Below are 20,565 nucleotides of genomic sequence, written 5' to 3' on the forward strand. Positions count from 1 at the left end.
GTCCACCCCATTCGCCGCTGCCCCGAGGGAGCGGCTCCCCAGGAGGGAGAACAGATGTCCCAGGTTTTCATGCTGCCCGACGTGGGCGAGGGGCTCACCGAGGCCGACATCCTGGCGTGGAAGGTGTCCAAGGGAGACACCGTGTCCGTCAACCAGGTGCTGGTCGAGATCGAGACCGCCAAGTCCGTCGTGGAGCTGCCCTCACCGTACGAGGGAACGGTCCAGGAGCTGCTGGTCCAGGAGGGTGACACGGTGGACGTGGGCACCCCGATCATCGCCGTGAGCTCCGGTGAGGACGAGCCCGCGGGCGGGACGGACCCCGGTTACACGGGCACGGTGCCGCAGAACGGGCTCGCCGCAGGATCCTCCCCCGAGGCTCCGGGCGCTCCGCAGGAGACGAGCGCCGACTCCTCCGAGGGCCAGCCCCTCGTGGGATCCGGTCCGAAGGCGGATCCCGTGCGCAGGCGGCGTCGTACCCGCGCGGGTGCCCCGGCCGCCGAGGACGCGGCCCCGGGCCAGACGGCGAGCACCCCGGCGGAAGCGCACGCGGGTGACGAGGCCGAGCACCGGCACGGCTGGGCCGGGAAGCTGTCCCGGACCGGCTTGGGCGGAGCGGCCGTGGACCTCGCGGAACGGGCGGGCAGGATCCGTGAGCGCGGCGGCTCGCTGCTGCGCACCCTCGAGGAGGGGGTGGGCGAGCAGACCGCCGTGCCACGTCGACCCACCCTGGCCAAGCCCCCGGTGCGCAAAGCCGCCAAGGAGATGGGCATCGACCTCGCAGACGTCCGGGCCACCGGCGACGGCGGTCACGTGACCAAGCGCGATCTCCTGGCGCACGCGAGCGGGGCAGGTGCGGCCGGGCAGCCCTCGGGCGGGCGGGCCTCCGCCGGGCCCCAGGTCTCGGACGAGCGTGTTGAGCGGCTCAAGGTGAAGGGTGTGCGCAAGGCCACCGCCCAGAACATGGTGAAGTCCGCGTTCACCGCTCCGCACGTGTCCATCTTCGTGGAGGTGGACGCCACCCGCACCATGGAGTTCGTCAAGCGCCTCAAGCAGTCGCCGCGCATGGAGGGGATCAAGATCTCCCCCCTGCTCATCGTGGCGAAGGCCGTGATCTGGGCGGCGGAGCGCAACCCGGACGTGAACGCCACGTGGGCGGACACGGAGATCGTCGTGAAGCGGTTCATGAACCTGGGGATTGCCGCGGCCACGCCCCGCGGGCTGTTGGTGCCCAACATCAAGGACGCCCAGGACCTCTCCCTCCGGGAGCTGGCGGGAGCCCTGCAGGAGCTCACCCAGACCGCTCGCGCGGGACGCACCCAGCCCGCGGACATGCAGGGCGGCACGCTGTCGATCACCAACATCGGCGTGCTGGGTGCGGACACCGGGACCCCCATCATCAACCCCGGGGAGTCCGCCATCGTGGCGTTCGGCGCCATCAAGCAGAAGCCGTGGGTGGTGGACGGGGAGGTGGTGCCGCGCTGGATCACCACGCTGTCCGGTTCCTTCGACCACCGCGTGGTGGACGGCGAGCTGGCTGCGCGTTTCATGTCCGACGTCGCACGGATCGTGGAGGAGCCCGCTCTGCTCCTGGAGTGACGCCCCACCGGTGGGCTCCGGCCGCTGCTCGTGGTGACGGCCCGCAGACCCTGGTCTGCGGGCCGTTCGCGTGCCCGGTGCTGGGAAGGGCAGCAGTTCGGCGCGGACGGGGCGGGGTCAGCCGACGGCCGTGGTGGTGGCCCGGAAGCACCCCGCCACGTGCCCGGGTGCGCGGCCGATCCGCTGCAACCACCGGTGCGCGCTCACCGGGCCCACCAGGACGATGCCGTGGGCGCGCAGCGCCTGCGAGAGTCGCCGTGAGGCCGCGGTGGTGTCCGAGAGGTCCAGGGCGTTGCGGGGAGGTGCTTCGCAGGGTGGGATCTCGGCCTCCTCGAGCAGCTCGTTCCACCGGGCGAGGTCCCAGTCCGCGCACACGCCGGCGTTGTGGACCACGGCCTCGATCTTGGCCCGGTTGCGGATGAGCTCGGGGTTGACCACGAGGTCGTCGATGTCGTCCTCGTCGAACAGAGCCACCCGCTCCGGGTCCAGGCCCGCCATGTGCAGGTACCAGGAGCCGTGGCGCGCGGACTGCGACCACCGCGCGAGTCCGGAGTCCACCAGCTCGAGGGCGAGCGCCGCGAAGTGCTCCCGGGCGGTTGTGGCAGGGGATCCCCAGTCGAGGTCGTGGTCCGCGAGGGTTCCGGCCGTGGCGAGGGCCCAGGGGCACCTGTCCAGGCCGTCACCGCAGCGGACGGACTGGAACGCGGCCGCCGCGGGCGGTGCGGTGGCCCCGGGAGTGGCACGGGCGTCGTCGTGGTGGAAGCGCTGCGGAGCGGGCGGGGTGCTGGGTGCGGGCGGTGGTGCGGTGGAGGTCATGCGAGCACGCTAGGACCCGGGGGTGCGGCCTTCCGCTGCTCGTCGCGCACCCGGGGACAACGACGTGCGGTGTGCACCGCGGCCGGGTGCTGTGCAGTGCCCTCGCCGTGGGGGGGTGGGGGAGAGAACGAGGACGGACCAGCGGACAGAGGAGCGCAGACAGAGGAGAGCGGTCGGCGGAAGGCTGCTGTGGTCGGGGGCCGGTCAGAAGACCGACGCCGTGCCCGTGACGTCCTCGATCTCCACGGCCACGGGGTCGTCGTCGGGGTTCTGGGAGTCGTGCACGATGAACACGGCCGCGGTGTCGTCCGGGGGCAGGGCGCGGACGGTGACCACTCCGGACTCCGCCTGGGCGAGGACCTGGGCGAGCTGCTCCGCCGTGGAGGCGAGCACCTCGGGCGACGGCGGGTAGCCGCGCTCGTCCAGGATGTCCACGGCGATGCCCCGGGCGCGCGCGGCACGCGTGAGCTCCAGGATGTGGGGCGTGGCGATCGAACGGCCCCGGATGCTGTCCCGCAGCTGGGCCTCGGTGAGGCGGAACTGCTGCAGGTCGTAGTCCGTGACCTCTGCGGTCTCATGCGCGATCTGCTCCAGCAGCCCGCCCGCGAGGCGGCGCACCACGTCCACCCGCTGGCTGGACGCGTAGCGGATGCCCCTCTCCGCCTCGTCCCGGCTGCGCGCGGCGTCCAGGATGCGCCGGGTGTCCTCGCGCCGTCGCATGAAGAAGTTGTACTGCCGCTCCACCAGCCAGGTCACGATCATCACGGCGACCCCCACCACGTGGTACGCCTCAATGGGCAGGGGGACGCCGTCCACCACGGGCCAGCGGGCCACGGACAGCACCGTGACACCGCACCAGACGAGGAACGCCCAGCCCGGGCGCCGTCGCATCCCCAGGGCGAGGAGCTCCGCGATGAACCCCAGGTGGAACCACGGGACCTGCCCCGCGTCCATGGCTCTCGGGGTCACGGCGTAGCCCTGCTGGGCGGCTGTCAGGAAGAGCACCGCGGACACCGCCGCGGGCAGCGCGTGGAAGCGGCGCCCGTCCCAGCGCGGCACGGCCACGATCAGTCCGGCGAGGGAGTACGTCACCAGGGAGACCACGATGGGCACGGGGTGCGTGGCCTCATCCAAGTACTGGATGGCGTCGAGGAAAGGGGCCACGAACGCGGGGAGGACGAACAGACCCATGAACCGGTGCGCGAAGGCGGCACGCCTGACCCCGCTCACGCGCGGGCATCCTTCGGCCAGATCAGCGTCACCCGGGTGCCGCGTCCCTGAGCGGTGTCCAGCTCCACGTGGCCGCCGATCGAGTCCAGGTTCTCCATGATGGACACGCGCACTCCCAGCCTGTGGTTCGGGACGTCGTGGTAGTGGAAGCCCCGCCCGGTGTCACTGATGGTGAAGCGCAGGTAGAAGCCCTCCGGGTTGATGGGGGTGGGCTCGCAGATCTCACCCTCCATCGACACCGTGGTGGTGTCGCTGCCCGAGTGGCGGGCGCTGTTCGCCACCGCCTCCGTGACGGCCTGTGTGAGACCGTGCGCCACGTAGGCGGGGACGAACACGCGGGGTTCCCCCACGGGCCGCATGGGGGCCCGCAGGTTGGTGAACCGCACCCGGGCGCGCCACGGGGCCAGGGCGTCCATGAGCTCGTCCATGAGCTCGTGCACCATCACGGTGTGTGCGCCCGTGGACCGGCTGGACTCCTCGGCCAGCACGTCCAGGGCGCGTGCGGCGAGCTGACGGGTGCGCCGGGGGAGAACTCCGCGGGAGCGGGAGGCGTCCAGCAGCGCCGCCATGACGTTGTCATGGATGAGCCGGTCGATGCGTTCCTGGTCCTCGGTCTCGGAGCGGCTGCGGCGCATCGCGAGGGTCTCGGACAGCGCCTCGGCGTAGTCCAGGTCCATGCGCTGCGCCCCGCGCTTGCCCGCGGTGAGGATCATGACGAGCATCAGGGAGAACACCGCGCGGGACATCCCCGCGGCAACCCACGACTCCGCGCCGGGGCCCACGCTGATCAGCTGGCTCGACACCACCCCGTAGGCCACCTCGATCATGAGCATGTAGAGCACGGCCACCCGGGGGCTCCACAGCACCGCCGCGGCCCCCACGGCCAGGATGATGAACCCCGAGATCCACGGGTTCTGCGGCAGGCAGCCACCTCGCCACGCCAGGGGCAGCGCCAGGATGGAGGCGGCCACCACGGCTGTGTACGCGAGGAAAACCCACGGGCGCACGGAGTGGCGCAGCCCGTAGTACAGGGTGAGCCCCGTGAGCACGGCGAGTGCCGCGAGGAAGAGCGTGTACCACCCGTGCAGCGCGGACTGCTGCTGCGCGAAGATGGGCAGCACCTCGATCAGGTGCGTCACCCCGAAGACCCCGAGGCCGATCATCGCCAGCCAGTGGGCCCGGTACGTGTAGACCCCCAGCTCACCCGGTGCGGTGGTCGCGAAGAAGCGCTTCCACCGCAGCCGGGTGCTGACCACCCGGTAGGAACGGGCCCTGCTGCCTGAGCCGCGGAGGATCATGGAGCGCCCGCGGGAAGGGTCACAGCTTCTTCTCGGCGCTCGTGACGTCGTCCTCCGGGTCCACCAGGCCGTCCTCGATGGCGCGGATGCGCAGGTCGATCTTGGTGGGCGCCGGGCGGCCGATGCGTGCGTACTTCTCGCGGATGCGGTCGATGTTCGTCTTCACTGCGGACTGCTTGATGCCCATGCGGCGTGCCACCTGCACCTGTGCGAACCCGGAGGCGTACAGCCTCAGTGTCTCCCTCTCCCTCGGGGACAGTGCGGCCCGGGAGAACTCCACGTCACCGTCGATGGCTGCGGCGAGCTCCTTGGTGATCACGGGCTTGCCGTCCGCGATGGCCCGCGCCTCCTCGATGGCGTGCTCGAGCGGGTCCGACTTGCGGACCAGGCCCAGCGCACCCGCGCGCAGGGCCTCGCGGATCAGCCCGGTGTTCTCCCCGATGCTGAAGATCAGCACTTTCATCCCGGCGCTGCGCAACCGCTCCACGTTGCTCGCCGGGCGGGACTTGTCCGCGAGGGACAGGTCCAGCAGCACCACGTCGCACTCGATGCGCTTGGCCCCCTGTGCCGTGAGCGCGGGATTCTCCGGGTCCCGGCCCAGCTGGTCCAGCAGCGTGGTCACCGAATCGGATGATCCCACGAGCTTCACGTCCGCGAGTGATGTCATGGACACCAGCCGCACACCTTCGCGGACAACTTCATGGTCGTCGACTATCGCGACAAGCGTTGAAGGCATGGTCGTTTCCTCCGTACTCCCCTGCGGAGGCCCAGCCCAGGTCTCCGACAGTACGGAAGTCTACTATTCCCTTGTATTCGAAATGGTCCACGTGTCCACTTTGCGGTGGTAGCGCATGCCCCACACGCCGCCGAGAACCGCGCCCACAAGTCCCAGTACCAGCGTGGCCGCGAGCGCCACCAGCCCGATGCCGGTGTGGGAGCCGATGAGCTCCTGCACCTGCCAGCGCCGCCCGCCTTCACGGAACGCGTCCGACCACAGCAGGACGGCTCCGGACACGACGGCGCGCGCCACCAGGGACCACAGCCAGAGCCCCACGCCCTGGGCCGCCCCGGAGAACCGGGCCATGCGCCCCGCAACGTACCCGCCCGCGAGCATGGACAGCAGCTCCACCGCCGCCAGGACGACGACGCCGCCCCACAGCTGGGCGGTTCCGGAGCCGTTCCACGCCCGGACCAGGGTGTCTCCGGCGCCGTCCGCGGTGTCCACCCCGAACTGCGGTCCCACCAGGGCGGCCAGGGCGAGCAGCAGCGCACCCAGGGCAATCGCCGTGAGCAGCCCGAACATCCCCGGCAGGAACTGGATGCGGCCGAAGCGCTCCCGCTGCCGGGCGCGCACCTGCTCCGCGCTCGGCCGGGTCACGGGGGTGGCGCCGGAACCGTCCGAGCGCACGGCCGGGCGCATGGTGTCCCAGGCCGCCTCCGCGGAGATCCGCTCGTCCGGTCGGGTCAGGTGGTCGTCACCCACGGGGTCCACCGGGCCCGTCTGCGGATCGCGGGGGTGCAGCCGGCCGGAGGCCACGCCGGTGCGACCGGTGCGGGGCGCGTCGCGCCCGGTGCGGGCCGAGGCGTCGTCGGACGGGGTGACGGGCATGGCGGCGGTGGCCCCGGTCCACTGCGGCGCGGCGTCCGGGCGGGGGAGCGGGCGGGTGTCCTGCGAGTCCTGGGACGCGCGGGTGGCGGGGGACATCCCGGTCCACGGGGCGGTGCCGTCGTCGAGGGGATCACGGGCGGAGGAGGGGGACATGGCGGGGGCCTCGATTCGGCGGGGAGTCCGGTGGCGGGTCCCCAGAAGTCTAACGAGACGTCCCCCGCGGCAGTGGCAGGAACGGGGGACACCGGCAGCTGCTGACCGGCCCGCGCGCGGGGACGGGTAACCTCGCTCTCATGGCTGACGTGAATTCCCGTGACTTCCTGGCAACCCGCCCCTGGATCGCGAGCTACGACCCCGGGGTCCCGCGGGACCTGGACCTGCCGGAGACCTCCCTGGTCCACATGCTGGAGAAGTCCGTGGCGCGCCACGGCTCCAAGACGGCAGTGGAGTTCTTCGGGGCGGGCATGACCTACGCCCAGCTGGGTGACCGCGTGCAGCGCGTGGCCGAGGGGCTGCGGGTGCTGGGTGTGCAGGCCGGGGACCGCGTGGCGATCGTGCTGCCCAACTGCCCGCAGCACATCGTGGCGTTCTACGCGGTGCTGCGCCTCGGAGCCATCGTGGTGGAGCACAACCCGCTGTACACCACTCCCGAGCTGCGCCACCAGTTCGAGGACCACGGCGCCCGCGTGGTGATCGCGTGGGACAAGGTGGCCGCGCGCATCACGGACATGCCCCGGGACCTCGCGGTGGAGAACGTGATCTCCGTGGACATCACGGAGGCCATGCCCACGGCCATGCGCCTCGGTCTCAGGCTGCCGCTCAAGAAGCTCGCCGAGCAGCGCCGTGAACTCACTGCGCCCGCTCCCGGGACCATCGCCTGGAAGACGCTGCTGGACTCCGCGCCGGTGCGCGCGGACCACCCGCGTCCCACCGCCACGGACATCGCCCTGCTGCAGTACACCTCCGGCACCACGGGCCAGCCCAAGGGCGCCATGCTGAGCCACCGCAACCTGGAGTCCAACGCGCTGATGGGCCAGCACTGGCTGGAGAGCACCTCCGACGAGGTCGTGTACGGGGTGCTGCCCCTCTTCCACGCGTTCGGGCTCACCCTGGGGCTCACCTTCGCCATGTCCCTGGGCGCCAAGCTGGTGCTGTTCCCCACCGTGCGGGCGGACCTCATCCTGCGCGCCATGAAGAAGAGCATGCCCACGGTCCTGCCCGCCGTGCCGCCCGTGTACCAGAAGGTGCTCGACGCCGCCGTGGACAGTGGCAAGGACATCTCCGGCATCCGCGTGGCCGTCTCCGGCGCCATGAGCCTTCCCGTGCCCCTGGTGGCCACGTGGGAGGAGGCCACCGGCGGCATGCTGATCGAGGGCTACGGCCTCACCGAGTGCTCCCCGCTCGTCGCGTGCAACCCGCTCAACGAGCACCGCCGTGCGGGCTCGATCGGCGTCCCGTTCCCGAGCACCGACGTGCGCATGGTGGATCCCGAGACCGGTGAGGACGTCCCGGTGGACGGCGAGGGCGAGCTGCTCGTCAAGGGCCCCCAGACCACCACGGGCTACTGGAAGCGCCCGGAGGAGACCGCCAAGCTGTTCACGGAGGACGGCTGGCTGCGCTCCGGGGACATCGTCACCGTGGACGAGGACGGGTTCCTGCGCGTGGTGGACCGCATCAAGGAGGTCATCATCACCGGCGGTTTCAACGTGGCTCCCACCGAGGTGGAGACCGCGCTGAAGCTGCACGACGCCGTGTCGGACGCCGCCGTGGTGGGCATCCCCAACGAGGACGGCAACGAGACCGTGGTGGCCGCCGTGGTCCTGGAGCCCGGTGTGGCGCTGGACGAGGCTGCGCTTCGCCAGCACTGCTACGACAAGGTCACCCGCTACAAGGTGCCGCGCCGGATCATCGCCATGGAGGACCTCCCGCGCACCATGCTGGGCAAGACCCTGCGCCGGGCGGTCAAGGAGGAGATCCTGGAGAAGAACCTCCTGGACTCCTGAGGACAGGGCCGGGCCCGGCATCACCCCCCTGGGGGACACCCGTCGGCACCCGCACGGGCACCGGTCCCAGGCCGCCGGGCGGCGGCGGGTGCCGCCACGAGAGGAGTGAGGCCGTGGAGCTGCGCCAGCTGAACTGTTTCATCGCGGTGGCCGAGGAGCGGCACTTCGGGCGTGCCGCCGCGCGGCTGCACATGGCCCAGCCCCAGCTCTCCGAGCAGATCCGCCGGTTGGAGGAACAGCTCGACGCCCGGCTGCTCGAGCGGACCACGCGCCGCGTGGACCTCACACCGGCGGGCCAGGAGCTGCTGGAGCGCGGGCGGCGGATCGTGCAGGAGACCGCTTCGCTCGCGGCGGAGGTCTCCCGGCTGGGCCGCGCGACAGCGGGTGTTCTGCGTGCGGGGTCCTGCGGCGCGGCCACGTACGGGACCATGCCTCGGGTCGCCCGGGGTCTGGCGGCGCAGCTCCCCGGGGTCACGGTGCGGCTCCGTGGCGAGCTGTCCGGCCCGGCTGCGGAGACCGCTGTGCGTGAGGGGGCCCTCGACCTCGCGCTCCTGCACGCGCCCGTGGTCTCCCCGGGGCTGGAGTCCCGGACCCTGTGCCGTGAGGCGCTGGTAGTGGCCGTGCCGGCGGGTGCGCCACTGGCCACCGGCCGGCCGCTCGAAGTGGCCGAGCTCGCGGGACACGAGTTCGTGGCCCACCCGCCGGACTCCGTGCTCCACCGGACGGTGGGCGAACTGTTCCGGGACGCCGGGGTGCCCTGGCGGATCACGCAGATGGCGCACGAGACCGCGGAGCTGCTGGCCCACGTGGCCGCGGGCGTGGGCGCCGCCGTGGTGCCCGCCTCCGTGGCAGCTCTGAGGCTTCCGGGCGTGGTGTACGAGGAGCTGGCGGCCCCGGCCACGGTGGATCTTGCCGTCGTGTGGCGCCGGGAGGAGCGCTCGCCCGTGGTGCGCAGCGCGCTGGTGGTGGTCGAGGAAATCCTGCGGTCCGAATGACCCACAGGCCGGGAGGACAATACGTGTGGCTCACTCCGGGGACAAGGAGGTGGCGGGAAAACGCAGGTTTCTGACGAAAAAAGTCGTGAACCGGATCACAGGCGTGACTATTTCCGCACGTCAGCTGATATTTCCAGAATCGTCTGACGGGTTACTTGCGTCTCGATGGAGTTGCCACATAAAGTGTTGGTGTCGGCCGAAGTGGCCCGGGCGCATCCCCCCAAACAGCGCCTGGATGATCCCCCGGTCGGCCGGCGTCCCGATCTCCCCCAGATTCGGGATGTCCGACGGGTCCTGCCGATCCCCCAAGTGGCAGGACCCGTCCCCTGTTAAAGGCCTTTCCTCCTTGCGTCAGAGGAACAGAGGGTGAGATCCGCCGGGCGGGCACGGGCCGTCCGGCACCCCGGTACGGGACCTGCGGCCCAGCTCGGCACGGCGCCCCGGGGCGGGGTGCTCCCTGCCGGGTTCTCAGACGAGGTCCATGCGCTCCAGCCGTGGCATCACCTTGCGGGTGATGCTGAGCAGCGCGGTCCTCTCCTCCTCGCTGAGCTGGTCCATGAACGCCTCCCGCACCATCGCCAGGTGCGCCGGGGCCGCGCGGCCGATCGCCTCGCGCCCGTGCTCGGTGATGCCCACCACCAGTCCGCGCGCGTCCGTGGGGCTGGGGGAGCGGCGGATCATGCCGCGCCGCTCCATGCGGGAGAGCATGTGGGACAGCCGGGAGCGCTCCCACCGCAGGCCCCGCAGCAGCTCCCGGGACGGCAGCTCGCCCGTGGTGGACTCGGACAGCGGCACCAGGATCTCGTACTCCGAGCCGGAGAGCTCGCTGTCCCGTTGCAGCTGCCGGTCGACGGCCCGCTCCATCCCGCGGGTCAGGCGCAGGAAGCTGCGCCACACGTCCTCCTCGGCGGGGGAGAGCCACGGGGTGGGCCCGGGGGTGGCTGAACTGTCCATGCTCCGCTGCCTCCTGTGGGACGCCGTAGGGGGTCGTGGTGACGGGCCGTGCCCTGGCACGAGTGCCGGACCGGGGCCGCTCACGGTCGGTGGTCGCGCCTGATCCAGTCCGAATCGTAGTAGTCGCCGCCGTCCTCGCGCTCGCGCAGCCGTTCGGCGTAGTCCGTGGGGCGCAGGGGCGAGTCGTCGTCGTCGGGCCGGGTGAAGCGGGCGGTGGCGACGAGCCCGAAGCCCAGCCCGGCGCCCACCACCATGGTCATCCCGCCCACCACGAACGCCAGGATGTAGTCGTCCAGCAGCTCCGCGGGCACGCGGGGGCCGAGCCACGAGGGCACCACGAAGGCCATCCCGAGGCACGCGAGACCGGGGACGAGCAGGGCGGCGGGGATCAGCCAGAGCTTGGACCAGGAGCGGCGTGCGGTTCCGCCCGGGTCCTGGAACACCGGCAGGGCGCCGGTCTGCACCACGGCGTAGCCCAGCACGCCGAGCACCACGAGCACCACGCCGAGCACCCAGCCGAACCACACGTCCGCCGCCACGAGACCCAGGCCGACGAGCAGGCCGAGGAGGATCACGGTGAAGGAAAGGCCGCGTCCCATGCGGCGCGCTGCGCGGGTGGTCGCGGTGCGCTCCTGCGGGGACGGCGCGGGTCGGGCGCCCCCGGGAGCGGACACGCCGTGGGGGCCCGACGCCGCGGCGTCGCCCGTGGCGCGAGGGTCCCCCGGGTGCCCTGGGCGCTCCGGGCCGCCCACGTGGCCGGCGGCCGTGTCCCCGTGGGGACAGGCGCCCTCCGCGGGGGTGGGAGGGACGCGGATCCCGTACCGGGGCCGGTCATCCTCCGTGCCGCGGGAGACATGGTCGTGGTGGCGCACGCCCTCGCGCGGGTGCTCCTGCGACGGGGGCTCCGACGAGTCGTGCTCGTGCCGGGGGCGCTGAACGGGGTTCATGGCAGATCCAGGGGAAGGAGGTCGGGGAGGCCGTGCACGGCCCGGACACGGCCACTGTAGTCCCGGCGGGCACGGCCAGGCCCCGGGGCGGCGAACGTTGCGGGGTGCCCGGCCCGCAGCCGGGTGGTGAATGCCGTGGGAAGGCGCACGCGGGAGCGTGGCCGCCAAAATGCGTGACGTATCATCACTGCACACCACCGGAGGAGGCCGTCATGACGAAACCCACGAGCGGGGACCCCCACTCCACCGCGGGACTCTACGTCCACGCGGGGCAGGAGTACACGCGGGACACCGCGTACATCGAGGACCGGATCGTGGCGGACCCGGACCACGCCGAGCTCGCTCCCGGCGCCCGTGCCTGGCCCGTGGCTGCGGGGCGGTACCGGCTGGTTGCCGCGCGCGCCTGTCCCTGGGCCAACCGCACGCTCATCGTGCGCCGCCTGCTGGGGCTCGAGGACGCGATCTCGGTGGGCATGCCCGGGCCCACGCACGACGCCCGTTCGTGGCGCTTCCACCTGGACCCGGACGGGCGGGACCCGGTGCTCGGAACCGAGCGGCTGCAGGAGAACTACCTCGCGCGGTTCACTGACTACTCGCGCGGCATCACCGTCCCGGCCATCGTGGACGTCCCCACCGGTCAGGTGGTCACCAACGACTTCCCCCAGATCACCGAGGACTTCAGCACCCAGTGGCGGCGCTTCCACCGTGAGGGCGCCCCGGACCTGTGGCCCGCCGAGCTGGTCCCTGAGATGCGGCAGGTCATGAAGCGCGTCTACACCGAGATCAACAACGGCGTGTACCGCTGCGGGTTCGCGGGGTCCCAGCAGGCGTACGACGCCGCGTACGACCGGCTGTGGGCCGCCATGGACTGGGTGGAGGACCGGCTGAGCACCCGCCGCTACCTCATGGGGGAGCACATCACGGAGGCGGACGTGCGGCTGTTCACCACGCTGGTGCGCTTCGACCCCGTCTACGTGAGCCACTTCAAGGCCTCCCGCAACAAGCTCACGGAGCTGCCGCACCTGTGGGGCTACGCGCGGGACCTCTTCCAGACCCCGGGCTTCGGGGACACGGTGGACTTCCAGCAGATCAAGGAGCACTACTTCGTGGTGCACCGGGACATCAACCCCTCGGGGATCGTTCCGCGCGGCCCCGCCCTGGAGAACTGGACGACGCCGCACGGCCGGGAAGCCCTCGGTGGCTCGCCGTTCGCCCCGGGCACCACCGCCCCCGGGCCGGTCCGTCCCGGGGAGCGCGTGCCCGCGGGACACACCCCGTTCGTGGCGTAGCAACAGGGGCGCTGCACCCGCCCACGTGGTGGGAATCCCACAAACCCCGGGCGGGGGCTTTTGTGGTGGGTGCGGGCGGCGCGCCCCCGTGCGGCGCGCATAGGGTTGGCGAGGCGCCGCGCGGCACGGCGCCGTCGTCCCCGCACTGATCCCGCGGTGCCCGCCCACCCACCGATCCGATGACCGCCCCGCCCCGAGGAGAACCATGGCCCCGTACCGCAACCAGCGCGCCGCAGCACTTCCCGCCCGACTGTCCCGCTCGTGGCTGCTGACCTCCGCGGCGGACACCTCCCTGTTCGCCCCGGCGCTGGCCTCGGAGGCGGACTCCGTGGTCCTGGACATCGAGGACGCCGTTCCTGAGGAGGACAAGGACCGCGCCCGCGCCGAGATGGTCGAGGCCATGCAGCAGGGTGTGAGTGCCTGGGTGCGCATCAACGACATCACCACCCCGCACTGGGAGAAGGACCTCGCCGCCCTGAGCGAGGTGCGCAACCTGCGGGGGATCGTGCTCGCCAAGACCGAGCACCCGGACCACATCACCAAGACCGCCATGATGAGCCGTGCCGGAACCCCGGTGGTCGCGCTCATCGAGTCCGCGGTGGGCCTGATGAACGCCTACGACATCGCCCGCGCCCCCGGGGTGTTCCGGCTGGCGTTCGGGGTGGGGGACTTCCGCAAGGACACGGGGGCCTCCGCGGACCCCATGGCGCTGGCGTTCGCCCGCTCCACGCTGGTGACCGCCTCGCGCGTGGGAGAGCTGCCCGGGCCCATCGACGGGCCGAGCAACGGCGTGCTCGGGGAGGAGCTGGCGGCGGCGTGCAGGGTCACCCAGTCCATGGGCATGACCGGCAAGCTGTGCCTGACCCCGGAGCAGACGGACGGCATCAACCGCGCCCTGGCCCCGAGCGAGCAGGAGATCCACTGGGCCAAGGAGATGATCGAGCAGGCGAACTCCGGGCACGGGGGAGCGGACGGCTCCTACCTGCCGCGCCTCGCCCGCGCCCGCAAGGTCTCCGAGCTGGCCGAGACGTACGGTCTCTGGAACAGCTGAGCCCTGCCCCGGAGCGGTCCGGTCCGCGCGCGGCCCGGGACGCCCCGCCTCAGAGCGGCATGCCCCAGCCGCGCAGCAGCTCGCCCACCGCCGGATCGCCCAGGGACTCCACCAGGAAGTGGCTCCGGAGCGGCTCCTCGTGGCCGTGTGGTGCTCCCAGCACCCACAGCCCCGCGGCGGCCGCAGCGGTGCTCCCCGCGGGGGAGTCCTCCACCGCAAGGGTGTCCTCCGGTGCCACGCCCAGGCGCCGCACCGCCTCCTCGTAGATGTCCGGGGCGGGTTTGCCGCGCGGGACGTCCTCGGCGCTGACCCAGGTCCGCAGCGTGTCCGCGAGTCCCACCGCGTGCATCTTGCGGTCCAGGATCGCGCTCGTGGAGTTGCTCGCCACTGCCACGGGCACGTGCCGGGCGAGGGCCTTCACGGTCTCCACCGCGCCGGGCAGCGGTTCCAGGACGGCGCCCACCACTTCGGCCTCGGTGCCCACGAGGGCCCGGTACACGGCCTCCTCGCTCGGCGCGGACTGCTCGCCGTGGGCACGCCGCGCCTGGCCGGCCACGAACTCGGCGATGTCGGTGGCGGAGAGGCCCATCAGCCGGGTCTCCGTGGCGGCGTCGATGTCCACCCCGAATCCGGCGGCCACGCGCTTCTGGACGCGGGCCCACGCCCGCTCGGTGTCCATGAGCACCCCGTCGCAGTCGAAGACGACGGCGCGCGGGCGCCACTGCGGGTCCGGTGCGGGGAGAGTGGGTTCCATGCATCCAGTCAACCACGCGCACGGGCGGGGCCCGCCCGCGCCGGGGCGGCCACGGGCGAGCGCCCCTGCGCGCTGTGGTGGCCACCACGCGCACCGGTGCGGGACGCACGAGGGGCGGGGCCGGCGTCGTCGTCCGGCGGCGGGGGACCCGGTCCGCGCTGGCTAGAGTGGACGCATGGCTGAGACAGCAGGAACTTCAGGGGAATCCGCGGTGCAGCGCCTGGCCGCGCGGTACGGGGTGGCCACCGAGTACGAGGGCTTCGACGGCACCACGGTGACCGTTCCGCAGGACACGCTGCGCAGCGTGCTCACGGCCCTGGGCGCGGACGTCACGGACGACGACGCCGTGGCCCGCTCCCTGCGCGAGCGTGAGGCGGCCCCGTGGCTGCGTCTGCTCCCTCCCGTGGTGGTCGCGGAGGCGGGGCGCGGGGACACCGTGGCCGTCACGCTCGCGGAGGGGGACTCCGTGCGGATACGGCTGTGGCCCGAGGACGAGCCGGACGAGGCGAGGGTTCTGGAGCCCGAGCAGGGCGGCACCCCCGAGAGCGCGGAGGTGGACGGACGCACCCGGCGGCGCGTGCAGTACGCCCTGCCGCAGGACCTGCCGCTGGGCTGGTACCGCCTGGAGGCCGTGACGGACTCCGGGGAGCGGGCCGAGGTCGACGTGGCCGTGACCCCGGTGCGGCTCAGCACCACGGACCGGTTGCGCGGCCGGCGCCGCTGGGGGTACATGGCGCAGCTGTACTCGGTGATGTCCTCCCGCTCGTGGGGCGTGGGGGACCTCTCGGACCTCGCCTCCCTCGCCGCGATCAGCGGGGTGCAGGGTGCGGACTACGTGCTCATCAACCCGCTGCACGCCGCCGAGCCCGCACCGCCCGTGGAGCCCTCGCCCTACCTGCCCTCGAGCCGGCGCTTCTTCAACCCGCTCTACCTGCGGATCGGGGACGTGGCCGAGTTCCCGTACCTGCGGCCCGCGGACCGCGAGGTGGTGGCGCGGCTCGCGGCCATCCAGCGCAAGGCCGTCCTGGACCCCGGCAGCATCGACCGGGACTCCGCCTACGCGGCGAAGCTCAAGAGCCTGGAGCTGCTCTACACGGTCCGCCGCTCCCCCTACCGCCAGCAGCAGCTCGAGGCCTTCGTGGCGCACGCCGGCCAGCCCCTGCAGGACTTCGCCCTGTGGTGCGCGCTGCGCGAGGAGCTCGGGGAGGACTCCCCGCTGTGGCAGGACGGGGCGCGTTCGCCCGAAGCCCCCTACGCCCGTGAGGCGCGGTCCCGGCTGAGCCACCGCATCAACTTCCACGTGTGGCTGCAGTGGCTGCTGGACGAGCAGCTCGAGGCCGCCCAGCGCGCCGCTCACCGGGCGGGCATGGACATCGGCGTGATGCACGACCTCGCGGTGGGGGTGCACAAGCACGGCGCGGACGCCTGGGCGCTGCAGGACGTCATGGCCTCCGGGGTGAGCGTGGGTGCCCCCGCGGACATGTACAACCAGCTGGGCCAGGACTGGAGTCAGCCGCCGTGGCACCCGGAGAAGCTCGCCGCGGCCGGCTACCGCCCGTGGCGCGAGATGATGGGGACCATCTTCCGGCACTCGGGCGGTGTGCGGATCGACCACGTGGCCGGACTGTTCCGGCTCTGGTGGATCCCGGAGGGCAATGATGCCTCCGACGGCACGTACGTGTACTACGACCACGAGGCCATGGTGGGCGTGCTGGCGCTGGAGGCCGAGCTGGCCGGAGTGGTCGTCGTGGGCGAGGACCTCGGCACCGTGGAGGACAGCGTCCGCGAGCACCTCGAGCGCAAGGGTGTGCTGGGCACTTCCATCCTGTGGTTCGAGATGGACGGCGAGGTCCCGCTGGACCCGTCCCGCTACCGCGAGCTGTGCATGGCCTCGGTCAACACGCACGACCTCCCGCCCACTCCGGGCTACCTGGACGGGGTCCAGCTGCAGCTGCGCGAGGACCTGGGCCTGCTCGCCCGCTCCCCCGAGGAGGAGCGGGCGGACGCGCGGAGGCAGCTCGAGACGTTCTTCACCGCCGTGCAGGACGCCGGGTACCTCCCCGAGGGCCTGGACGCGCCGCAGGAGCGGAAGATCGAGGCCCTCTACCGCTACCTGTGCGACGCACCCTCGCTGCTGCTCAACGTGGCCCTCGTGGACGCGGTGGGGGAGAAGCGGATCCAGAACCAGCCCGGCACGAGCGACGAGTACCCCAACTGGCGGGTGCCGCTCGCGGACTCCGACGGCCGGCCGGTGATGCTGGAGTCCCTGCCCCGGACGGACCGGGTGAACGCGCTCGTGGACGTGCTCAACGAAGCTCTCGGAACGCACCGGCGCACACCCACGGGCAGGGCCCCCAGGCAGCCCGAGCGCCGGGACCCCACCGATCCCCTCGGGCAGGACTCCTGACGTCTCGCGGCTGGGGCCCGGTGCCGGGGGTGACACTTGCACCCGAGCACTAATTAGGTAAGACTACCCTTACCTAATCTCCTGGGTGAGGAGATGGGACCGAGGAAAGTGCGGCGGGGCGCAGTGCCGGGTCATGGACGGCCCTGCCCCCGCCGTCGCCCCGCCCCCCAGTCGTTACGGGGCCGGTCCGATGACCCTGAATCCGCGGGGTCGCCGAATTGGCGCAGCGCGGCCCACGGGCTAGGATCGAGGGGCGCTCGATCGCACCTTTTTCGTTTGCCGAATTTGCGAGAGAGTCCGTAGAAGCCTAGAATCTAAGGCTGTCGTGTGGTGGAGTCCATCTACCGGCGCCTTGATCTTCACCGTCTTCGTCGTAGCGAGTGCCCTGACCGGTACTGCCGCGGGGTCATACCCATCACGCCCGGCGCGCGAACGGTGGCATTTTCTTGAGGTGGCGGATCACTCTTGGGTGCGGCTGCCGGCGGTACACCCGTCCGGTGGCCACCATGCGTGCCGTCATTTCGTCGACATTGGACATTGGAGGAGAACACTATGGCAGCGCACTGCCAGGTGACCGGGGCCCAGCCGGGCTTTGGCCACAGCATCTCGCACTCGCACCGCCGCACCAAGCGCCGGTGGAACCCGAACATCCAGAAGAAGCGCTACTGGGTGCCGTCGTTACGTCGCAACGTGACGCTCAACCTGAGCGCCAAGGGGATCAAGGTCATCGACGCCCGCGGCATCGATGCCGTGGTCAACGAGCTCATCGCACGTGGGGAGAAGATCTGAGATGGCCAAGGACAAGGACGTACGTCCCATCATCAAGCTCAAGTCCACGGCAGGCACCGGGTTCACCTACGTGACCCGGAAGAACCGTCGCAACAACCCCGACCGTCTCGTCATGAAGAAGTACGACCCGGTGGTCCGCAAGCACGTCGATTTCCGCGAGGAGCGCTGAATCCATGGCCAAGAAGTCCAAGATCGCCAAGAACGAGCAGCGCAAGGTCATCGTCGAGCGCTACGCCGCGAAGCGTGCTGAGCTGAAGAAGACCCTGGTGGACGAGAACGCGTCCCCCGAGGCCCGCGAAGAGGCCCGCCTGGGTCTGCAGAAGCTCCCCCGTGACGCCTCGCCGATCCGCGTGCGCAACCGCGACCAGATCGACGGCCGTCCCCGCGGCACCTTCCAGCGCTTCGGCATCTCCCGCGTGCGCTTCCGCGACATGGCTCACCGCGGCGAGTTGCCCGGCATCTACAAGTCCAGCTGGTAATTTCTCACCGGAAGGACCCCGTGACCCCCGGTCACCCCTTCCCCCAGAGAACGCCAACCGAGTCCAGGAGGACAAGCACATGGCTATGAACCGCAGCGAACTCGTTGCCGAGGTTGCCGAGAAGTCCGGCAACACCCAGGCCGCCGTCAACGGCGTGCTGGATTCCCTCTTCCAGGTCTTCGAGAGCTCCGTCTCCAAGGGCGAGAAGATCACCATCCCGGGCTGGCTGTCCGTGGAGCGCACCGACCGTGCCGCTCGCCAGGGCCGCAACCCCCAGACCGGCGAGGCCATCCAGATCCCGGCCGGCCACGGTGTCAAGCTCACCGCGGGCTCCAAGCTCAAGGCTGCTGTCTCCTCCAAGTGAGGTAGGCCCGGTCCGGGTGTCCGCACCCGGCACTGCTCAAGGGACCGTTCACGCACCGCGTGAACGGTCCCTTCGCACGTCAGCCCCATATTCCGTCCGCGGCATCCGCCGTCGCCCACGGCCCCGGTGCACCCCGTGCCGGGATGGGGGTCTCCACGGGCAGGGCGCGACGCCCCCACCGGCCGCACCCGTGGGCGCCGCACCCTCAGAGGTGTCCGCGCGCAGAGAAGAGCAGAGAAGAAAGGGAGCATGGCGCGCGGGGGGGGCATGCTCGAACTCCGCCGTGCCGTGGCGCATAATGGAGACCCGTCCCCATTGCGTCTGCCCCGGAGGTGTTCGGTGTCCCGTCGTGCCCACCGGCTTGCCCGGGGCTGGGTGGCCGCCTTCGTGGCCACCACGCTCGCGGCCGGTTCCCACGCCGCCGCGGACGGATCCTGGCCCCCCGCGCTGATCGTCGCGCTCAGCACGTGCCTGGCCGCGCCCCTCTGCATGCTGCTCGCCGGCCGGGTGCTGTCCCGGGGCAGCGTGGCCGGCGCGGTCCTGAGCTCCCAGATGCTGCTGCACGTGCTCTTCGCGCACTCCGGGGGTGCGGCGCACACCGTGGACCACACCCACCACCACGGTGCCGCGGCCGCGGACGGCCCCGCCGTGGTCGTCTCGGTCCTGCCCTCCGCCGCCCACCACGGCGGCGGGATGCTCACCGCGCACGCGGTGGCCGCGGTGGCCACCTACCTGCTGCTGCGCCACGGCGAGGTGGCGCTCTTCCGGCTGCTGCACGCGCTCTCCCTGCGCGTCCTGCGGATCCTGCGGGCAGTGCACCGCCCGGTCACGGTTGCCGTGCCGCGGCGCACGTCCTGGACCTCCCCGCGAGCACTCGCGGACCAGCTGCTGCTCTCCGCGGTCTGCGGATACCGCGGTCCTCCTGCCCTGGTCTAGGCACCGCCACGGAGCACTCCCGGACGCCGGTGCCGTTCAGCGCATCCACGCATCCACCTGGCCGCGCACCCGCGGCCGCAACGCGCCCCTGGCGCAGGAGAGCACTCACATGACTGACATCCACGGCCGGTCCGCACCCCGGACGGCCACACACCACACCGCCATGCCAGCTGTCCCGGCGGGCCCCGCCCGGACCACCCCCGGTCTCGCGGCGGCCACCACGGTCCCGGCGCTTCTCGCGGCCGTCCTGGCCCTGTTCCTCGTCCTGGGGACCGCCGGTCCCGCCAGTGCGCACGACGAGCTCGTCCGCACCAACCCGGAGTCCGGGGCGACGCTCGAGAAGGCACCGACCACGCTCGAGCTCACCTTCTCCGGCAACATCCAGGACATCGGCAGCGAGGTGCGGGTCACGGACTCCCACGGCACGGACGTCACCCGCGGAACCCTCGCGGTGCAGAACACCAAGGTGTCCCAGCCGCTGCGCGAGGGTGGTGACACGGACGAGACCTACACCGTCACGTGGCGCGTCGTCTCACAGGACGGGCACCCCATCGAGGGCACGTTCACGTACTCCGTGGGCAAGGGGGCCGAGACCACGGCGTCTCCCGCCCCGGTGGCCAGCGGAGACCAGAGCTCCGGGACCTCGGCGTCCCAGCAGGAGAAGCAGGAGAAGGTCAGCGGCACCGGAGTACCCAGCTGGGTGCTGCCCGTGATCGGCGGCGTGGTGGCCTTGCTGCTGCTGCTCGTGGTCCTCGCGGTCGCCACGCGTCCCAAGCAGCGCTGATGCGCGCCGGGCCCGCCCGGAGCCCTGAGCTCCGCGGTTCGACGCCCGTTCCCACCACTCACGGTCAACGCCGCACGTCCCGCCAGGGCTGCCGGCCCACCCGGGCCCGCGGTGCGTCTGCGCGCCCCGGTGGCCGCCCGGCACCCACCGCATGCCGGTAGAGGCATGCGGGAGTCCTGGCTCGCCCGTTGCAGCCCGCCCGCTGCGGTGCGCTCGGTACGGTGCGCCGCCCCGGATGGCCTGGTTCCGCGCCGTGCGGCAGGG

General features: G+C 71.9%; 20 protein-coding genes. 12 read left to right on the forward strand and 8 right to left on the reverse strand.

Going from position 1 to position 20,565, the window contains the following annotated elements:
- Positions 1-54: 54 nt before the first annotated feature.
- Positions 55-1,596, forward strand: coding sequence for a dihydrolipoamide acetyltransferase family protein (locus EAE32_RS02985; protein WP_121846692.1), 1,542 nt, complete (start codon positions 55-57; stop codon positions 1,594-1,596).
- Positions 1,597-1,713: 117 nt separating this feature from the next.
- Here the strand turns inward: EAE32_RS02985 and EAE32_RS02990 are convergent, their stop codons facing one another.
- The 5 genes from EAE32_RS02990 to EAE32_RS03010 form a co-directional block, all read right to left on the reverse strand.
- Entirely contained in the window at positions 1,714-2,412 is a 699-nt protein-coding gene (locus tag EAE32_RS02990) for a DNA-3-methyladenine glycosylase I (protein WP_121846693.1), read from the reverse strand.
- A gap of 204 nt (positions 2,413-2,616) precedes the next feature.
- Positions 2,617-3,642 carry a hypothetical protein gene (locus tag EAE32_RS02995; protein WP_121864132.1) on the reverse strand — a complete coding sequence of 342 codons (1,026 nt, stop codon included), beginning with the start codon at positions 3,640-3,642 and terminating at the stop codon, positions 2,617-2,619.
- Entirely contained in the window at positions 3,639-4,940 is a 1,302-nt protein-coding gene (locus EAE32_RS03000; protein ID WP_240625237.1) for a sensor histidine kinase, read from the reverse strand. Before EAE32_RS03000 ends, EAE32_RS02995 begins: the two co-directional genes overlap by 4 nt.
- Before the next feature lie 19 nt (positions 4,941-4,959).
- Complete coding sequence (locus EAE32_RS03005; protein WP_121846790.1) at positions 4,960-5,676, reverse strand: response regulator transcription factor; 717 nt, start codon at positions 5,674-5,676, stop codon at positions 4,960-4,962.
- A 63-nt stretch (positions 5,677-5,739) separates the two neighbouring features.
- Positions 5,740-6,702: a TIGR04086 family membrane protein gene (locus EAE32_RS03010; protein WP_121864133.1), complete on the reverse strand. Its 963-nt coding sequence runs from the start codon at positions 6,700-6,702 to the stop codon at positions 5,740-5,742.
- A 140-nt stretch (positions 6,703-6,842) separates the two neighbouring features.
- Here EAE32_RS03010 and EAE32_RS03015 point away from each other — a divergent pair, with 140 nt between their 5' ends.
- Together EAE32_RS03015 and EAE32_RS03020 are read left to right on the forward strand one after the other, a co-directional pair.
- The gene (locus EAE32_RS03015; RefSeq protein WP_121864134.1) at positions 6,843-8,552 is read left to right on the forward strand and encodes a long-chain-fatty-acid--CoA ligase; all 1,710 of its coding nucleotides are present in this window, start codon (positions 6,843-6,845) and stop codon (positions 8,550-8,552) included.
- A gap of 113 nt (positions 8,553-8,665) precedes the next feature.
- Positions 8,666-9,547, forward strand: a complete 882-nt coding sequence (locus EAE32_RS03020; RefSeq protein WP_121864135.1) for a LysR substrate-binding domain-containing protein — start codon at positions 8,666-8,668, stop codon at positions 9,545-9,547.
- 468 nt (positions 9,548-10,015) lie between these two features.
- On the opposite strand, the gene EAE32_RS03025 is transcribed toward EAE32_RS03020, so the two are convergent.
- Together EAE32_RS03025 and EAE32_RS03030 are read right to left on the reverse strand one after the other, a co-directional pair.
- Complete coding sequence (locus EAE32_RS03025; protein WP_121864136.1) at positions 10,016-10,501, reverse strand: MarR family winged helix-turn-helix transcriptional regulator; 486 nt, start codon at positions 10,499-10,501, stop codon at positions 10,016-10,018.
- Positions 10,502-10,581: 80 nt separating this feature from the next.
- On the reverse strand, positions 10,582-11,448 hold the full coding sequence (locus EAE32_RS03030; protein ID WP_121864137.1) for a hypothetical protein: 867 nt from the start codon (positions 11,446-11,448) through the stop codon (positions 10,582-10,584).
- Between the two features lie 212 nt (positions 11,449-11,660).
- On the opposite strand from EAE32_RS03030, the gene EAE32_RS03035 reads away from it, so the two are divergent.
- A complete protein-coding gene (locus EAE32_RS03035) occupies positions 11,661-12,737 on the forward strand; it encodes a glutathione S-transferase family protein (RefSeq protein ID WP_121864138.1) in 1,077 nt (358 codons plus the stop codon).
- Positions 12,738-12,942: 205 nt separating this feature from the next.
- Positions 12,943-13,788 carry an HpcH/HpaI aldolase/citrate lyase family protein gene (locus tag EAE32_RS03040; protein ID WP_121845355.1) on the forward strand — a complete coding sequence of 282 codons (846 nt, stop codon included), beginning with the start codon at positions 12,943-12,945 and terminating at the stop codon, positions 13,786-13,788.
- A gap of 49 nt (positions 13,789-13,837) precedes the next feature.
- On the opposite strand, the gene EAE32_RS03045 is transcribed toward EAE32_RS03040, so the two are convergent.
- Positions 13,838-14,542 carry an HAD family hydrolase gene (locus tag EAE32_RS03045; protein WP_121864139.1) on the reverse strand — a complete coding sequence of 235 codons (705 nt, stop codon included), beginning with the start codon at positions 14,540-14,542 and terminating at the stop codon, positions 13,838-13,840.
- A 175-nt stretch (positions 14,543-14,717) separates the two neighbouring features.
- Here EAE32_RS03045 and malQ point away from each other — a divergent pair, with 175 nt between their 5' ends.
- The 7 genes from malQ (at position 14,718) to EAE32_RS03080 (ending at position 20,301) form a co-directional block, all read left to right on the forward strand.
- A complete protein-coding gene (malQ, locus tag EAE32_RS03050; RefSeq protein ID WP_121864140.1) occupies positions 14,718-16,949 on the forward strand; it encodes a 4-alpha-glucanotransferase in 2,232 nt (743 codons plus the stop codon).
- A gap of 552 nt (positions 16,950-17,501) precedes the next feature.
- Positions 17,502-17,738 carry a 50S ribosomal protein L28 gene (gene rpmB / locus EAE32_RS03055; RefSeq protein WP_012397434.1) on the forward strand — a complete coding sequence of 79 codons (237 nt, stop codon included), beginning with the start codon at positions 17,502-17,504 and terminating at the stop codon, positions 17,736-17,738.
- Between the two features lies 1 nt (position 17,739).
- Positions 17,740-17,907: a 50S ribosomal protein L33 gene (gene rpmG, locus EAE32_RS03060; protein ID WP_012397435.1), complete on the forward strand. Its 168-nt coding sequence runs from the start codon at positions 17,740-17,742 to the stop codon at positions 17,905-17,907.
- Between the two features lie 4 nt (positions 17,908-17,911).
- A complete protein-coding gene (gene rpsN, locus EAE32_RS03065) occupies positions 17,912-18,217 on the forward strand; it encodes a 30S ribosomal protein S14 (protein ID WP_012397436.1) in 306 nt (101 codons plus the stop codon).
- Between the two features lie 79 nt (positions 18,218-18,296).
- Positions 18,297-18,581 (forward strand): HU family DNA-binding protein, encoded by a 285-nt coding sequence (locus tag EAE32_RS03070; protein ID WP_035964049.1) that lies wholly within the window; start codon positions 18,297-18,299, stop codon positions 18,579-18,581.
- A gap of 339 nt (positions 18,582-18,920) precedes the next feature.
- Complete coding sequence (locus EAE32_RS03075; protein WP_121845352.1) at positions 18,921-19,517, forward strand: hypothetical protein; 597 nt, start codon at positions 18,921-18,923, stop codon at positions 19,515-19,517.
- A gap of 109 nt (positions 19,518-19,626) precedes the next feature.
- Complete coding sequence (locus tag EAE32_RS03080) at positions 19,627-20,301, forward strand: copper resistance CopC family protein (RefSeq protein WP_121864141.1); 675 nt, start codon at positions 19,627-19,629, stop codon at positions 20,299-20,301.
- Positions 20,302-20,565: the final 264 nt, after the last annotated feature.

It is taken from the genome of Kocuria tytonicola (assembly GCF_003687175.1).
GTDB lineage: Bacteria > Actinomycetota > Actinomycetes > Actinomycetales > Micrococcaceae > Kocuria > Kocuria tytonicola.